This is a genomic window from Armatimonas sp. (assembly GCF_043760365.1).
Taxonomy (GTDB): domain Bacteria; phylum Armatimonadota; class Armatimonadia; order Armatimonadales; family Armatimonadaceae; genus Armatimonas.
In genome coordinates this window covers 1-3,699 of record NZ_JAYUPA010000707.1, presented here as the reverse complement: position 1 = coordinate 3,699, position 3,699 = coordinate 1, and the positions used below count along the sequence as shown (strand labels likewise).

At 60.5% G+C, this 3,699-nt stretch carries 4 protein-coding genes; 3 read left to right on the top strand and 1 reads right to left on the bottom strand.

The features are described from left to right. The 3 genes from ACH2EH_RS16635 to ACH2EH_RS16625 all read left to right on the top strand — a co-directional run. Positions 1 to 455, top strand: a 455-nt coding sequence (locus ACH2EH_RS16635; RefSeq protein WP_395143300.1) for a Uma2 family endonuclease, incomplete at its 5' end; no start/stop codon positions are given. Further along, complete coding sequence (locus ACH2EH_RS16630) at positions 452 to 715, top strand: hypothetical protein (RefSeq protein ID WP_395143299.1); 264 nt, start codon at positions 452 to 454, stop codon at positions 713 to 715. The genes ACH2EH_RS16635 and ACH2EH_RS16630, both read left to right, overlap by 4 nt. Beyond that, positions 696 to 1,469, top strand: coding sequence for an inositol monophosphatase family protein (locus ACH2EH_RS16625; protein WP_395143302.1), 774 nt, complete (start codon positions 696 to 698; stop codon positions 1,467 to 1,469). The genes ACH2EH_RS16630 and ACH2EH_RS16625 overlap by 20 nt, the downstream gene beginning before the upstream one ends. Before the next feature lie 17 nt (positions 1,470 to 1,486). Here ACH2EH_RS16625 and ACH2EH_RS16620 read toward each other — a convergent pair. Then, a partial coding sequence (locus tag ACH2EH_RS16620; RefSeq protein ID WP_395143297.1) for a DUF1553 domain-containing protein occupies positions 1,487 to 3,699 on the bottom strand: 2,213 nt, incomplete at its 5' end.

The window sequence follows — 3,699 nt, the reverse complement described above, 5'->3', positions numbered from 1 at the left end:
CGGCGATGCGCCAGCGCAACTCCTACAAGTGCTGGGAAGAAGACGGACGCCTGCCCTCAGTGGTAATTGAGATTACCAGCAGGAAGACCAAAAACGAGGATATTGTCACCAAGTACGCACTCTACGAGCGCCTTGGTATCCACGAGTACTTTCTCTTTGATCCGACCGGAACACACCTCAAAGACCAGCGGCTGCGCGGTTTTCGTTTGGGTGAGGCGGGCCACTACCAGCCGATTGCGCACACCGAGGGGCGTCTTTTTAGTGAGGCGCTCTATCTGGAGCTGTTCGGCGAAGGAACGCGGCTGCGCTTCTATGACCCGACAACTTTTACTCTCCTGCCCACCCCCAGCGAGCTACGCCGCCAGGCTGCCCGTGAAAAACAGCGAGCTGATTCTGCCGAGGCGCGTGTCACAGAGCTTCTGGCGGAGCTAGAGCGCTTGAAAGAGAACTCATGAGCGAAGAAACAGAAAAAAACAAAGAACCTCTCTCACGGCGGGATTTTCTGCGCCGGGCGGGAAAAGAAGCGGTTGACACGGGCACCAAGCTCGTGCCGGGCGGGAATCTAGCACGGCAGGCGCTGGGGATGCAGACGACATCCTCCCTTCCCTGGTGGAACCTGCTAGCAAAATGGCGCCAAAAAAGAGCCGACGAAGACCGTAAAACGAACGAAGAATCTAAAACAAAGGAACAAGACACTGGAACCGACAACGGATAACTTACTGCGGGTCGCCAAAGAGGCAGCCTATCTCTGTGGCAAGCGGACGCTCGCCTACTTCAATACGGGCGTTCTTGCGGAGATGAAGGGCGACAATACTCCTGTCACGATTGCGGACAAAGAGGGCGAGCGGGTTCTGCGCGAGTGTATTCTCTCCCACTTCCCGGATCATGCGATTCTGGGGGAAGAAGAAGGCGCTTCGGAGGGAACGGCTCCTTTTCGCTGGATCTGCGACCCCATTGATGGCACCAAAGCCTTCGTGGCGGGCGTCCCACTCTACGGCACGTTGATCGGGGTGGAGCGCGAGGGGGAGATCGTCGCCGGGGTGATCTATCTGCCGGCACTCGACGAGATGATCGCCGCCGGTAAGGGGCTGGGCTGCACGATCAATGGTCGCACTTGCCGGGTCGCCGATAAGCCGCTGGAGCAGGCCGTGGTTGTCTGTTCGTCTATTGTGCGCTCCCAGAAGCGCTCCGAGGCGTTTGCCAAGCTTACGGAGAAGACTTATCTTCAGCGCACATGGGGCGATGCATTTGGCTACGCACGCGTGGCGATGGGCCAGCTCGATATCATGCTGGACCCTGTCAAGAGCCCTTGGGATGTGGGTCCGATGCCCGTGATCTTCGCCGAAGCCGGTGGCCGCTGCTCCACCTGGAAGGGCGAGAGTGATATCTACGGGCGAGACTTCTTCGCCACGAGCGAGAGGCTCTACCCCCAGGTGCTAGACATTCTCTCCAGCGCCCCCGACTTCTAGAACCCAAAACTTCTCGGTCAGCGTTTCCAGATTGTCGTGTCCAGATTGAGAATCGCCTGTGCCACTGCGGTGGCGCAGGCGACCTCGATGGGATTGAGTGCGGGGTCGGTTTTCTTCTCCCCCACTGTCAGGAGCTTTGCCGCGCCAGCAGGATCAGCGGTGAAGAGCTGGCGCTCGGTGGCGTAGAGCTGCTCCAAAAGTCGCACCTCCGTGGGCGTGGGAAAGCGGGTGGCGAGGGTTCGGAAAGCGAAGACAACGCGCTGGGTATCGGTCGTGCCCCCGTCGCGAACGATTTTCTCGCCTAACACGCGGGCTGCCTCAACAAACTGCGGATCATTGAGAAGAACCAATGCTTGAAGCGGCGTGCTCGTGTTCTGCCGCCGCGCCGTGCACACCTCGCGCCCACTGGCATCAAAGGCCATCATGTTGGGCAATGGAGCCGTGCGTTTCCAGACCGTGTAGACGCTGCGCCGGTAGAGATCGCCCCCAATACTTTGCCGGTACGCAGGGCTCATGGAATTGGCCTCGCGCCACAGATCCCCAGGCTGGTACGGGCTCACGGGCGGGCCGCCGAGCTTTGTGTCCAGTAACCCACTTGCCGCCAGCGCCACATCGCGAATGGTCTCCGCCGACAGACGATAGCTGGGAGCACGGGCGAATAAAACATTCTGCGGGTCGCGCTTCTGCAACTCAAGCCGCTGCGCACTTTTCTGGCGGTAGGTCTGGCTGAGCACGAGCTGCCTGACAAAGCGTTTGACATCCCAGTCGCGCTGGAAGTCTCTCGCCAGAAAGTCTAGTAGCTCAGGGTGGCTAGGCAATCGCCCCTGAATCCCGAAATCTTCGCTTGTCTCCACAAGGCCACGCCCAAAGAACTGCTGCCAGAGGCGATTGACCGCCACACGGGCCGTGAGGGGGTGATCTGGCCGCACGAGCCACTTTGCCAGTGCTAACCTCCCCCCTGGCTCGTTCCTCGCCGTCCCCCCTCCGGCTTCGCGAAGGGGGGGAAGAAAGGCGGGGGTGGTGCGACCGACACGGTTTTTATCGGTCTTGGGCGCGTCGTAGGCACCACGAGCCAGGACGTAGCTCGGGCGCGGGGAGGGCAGTTCCTCCATCGCCATCACTTCCTGAATCGGGTCCTCGGCACGCCAGATTTTCTCGCGTGCGGCGGTGAGTTTAGCTTGGGCGGTGCGGGTCTCGGGATCAAAAGCAGCGAAGTAGTACTCACGGAGCTGATCCAAGGGCTGGCTGGCTCCCCCGGCAAGTTCCAGCGGGGTCAGCGCACGGCTGTAGATCGAGAGTTCGTCAATCAGGCCGCCTTTGAAGCCTCGGTCGCGGAAGCGCTGCCCAAAGGCAAGCGCATGGGTTCCCGTGCCTTTCCAAAGATGATCCCGCAGAACTGTCGTGCGGGCGAGTGCGCCGTTTACATAGAGTTTCATGCCTGCGGCGGTACTGGAGCCATCGTAGGTGACGCTCACACGCACCCACTCGTTGGCAGGCACCGGGCTGGTAGCCCGGATCGCAAGAGCATTGCCGGGCCAGTGGCGCATCATCCGCGCTTGCAGAATCCCGTTCTCGATCATCAGGTCGTAGCCGTAAGGCCCGGCATCGGTGCCCGCGCTGGAGGTGTAGACGACAACGGGGTCTTTGAGTAGTCGTGCATCGCGCATCCAGAAGTCAATCGTAAACGGCGTATGCCGCGTGAAGCGTGCCTTCTCGCCCAGGTTGATGTTGTTCTCCCCATCGAGCTGCGCCGCCTTGCCGATTTTGCCCTCGACCAGCGGGACGTTATCCACGTGCGGCACGCCGTCTAGCGTCTCGAAGCTAAACTGCGACACGAGATCAGGGCGGGTAACGGTGGGGTTGGTCGCCTGCCATGCCTGAAACGCACTTTCCCGCGCCTTCTTTGTCTCGTCCAGCGCTTTCTCGGCCTCGGCTACTTCCCGCTTTGCCTGCTCCAGTGCCTTCTCTTGCTCGGGCGTGGGCAGCAGCACTGAGGGGGTTGGGGTGATACTGCCTGAGTCGTAGAGTCCGTGCTCATCAATGGAGTTGAAGAAGGCGGAGAGGCTATAGAAATCACTCTGCTTGATGGGATCGTACTTGTGATCGTGGCAGCGTGCGCACTCTAAAGTCAGGCCCAGAAACGCGGTTCCAAATGTCCGTACCCGATCGGCCACGTACTCCAGCCGCCACTCCTCGGGAACCGAGCCGCCTTCGTTGGTCATCCGGTGCA

Coding starts and splice junctions, on each gene's coding strand:
- ACH2EH_RS16630 (WP_395143299.1), top strand. CDS start 452: ATGAGCGAAGAAACAGAAAAAAACAAAGAACCTCTCTCACGGCGGGAT.